The organism is Xenorhabdus bharatensis, from assembly GCF_037996705.1.
GTDB classification, from domain to species: Bacteria; Pseudomonadota; Gammaproteobacteria; order Enterobacterales; family Enterobacteriaceae; genus Xenorhabdus; species Xenorhabdus bharatensis.
The window spans coordinates 1-579 of record NZ_JBBMXG010000064.1 but is presented as its reverse complement, the minus strand read 5'-3'; the positions used below and the strand labels follow the sequence as shown (position 1 = coordinate 579).

The window sequence follows — 579 nt, the reverse complement described above, 5'->3', positions numbered from 1 at the left end:
AGGGAAGACTCATCTCAAGGCAAGTTTCCCGCTTAGATGCTTTCAGCGGTTATCTCTTCCGCACTTAGCTACCGGGCAGTGCCATTGGCATGACAACCCGAACACCAGTGGTGCGTCCACTCCGGTCCTCTCGTACTAGGAGCAGCCCCTTTCAATCTTCCAACGCCCACGGCAGATAGGGACCGAACTGTCTCACGACGTTCTAAACCCAGCTCGCGTACCACTTTAAACGGCGAACAGCCGTACCCTTGGGACCTACTTCAGCCCCAGGATGTGATGAGCCGACATCGAGGTGCCAAACACCGCCGTCGATATGAACTCTTGGGCGGTATCAGCCTGTTATCCCCGGAGTACCTTTTATCCGTTGAGCGATGGCCCTTCCATTCAGAACCACCGGATCACTAAGACCTACTTTCGTACCTGCTCGCGCCGTCACGCTCGCAGTCAAGCTAGCTTATGCCTTTGCACTAACCTCACGATGTCCGACCGTGATTAGCTAACCTTCGTGCTCCTCCGTTACGCTTTGGGAGGAGACCGCCCCAGTCAAACTACCCACCAGACACTGTCCGCAACCCGGAT

The 579-nt window shown here is 55.6% G+C and carries 1 rRNA gene; it reads right to left on the bottom strand.

The annotated features are described in order from the left end of the window. Positions 1 to 579: ribosomal RNA gene (locus tag AAC855_RS21220) — 23S ribosomal RNA — on the bottom strand; the annotation flags it as partial.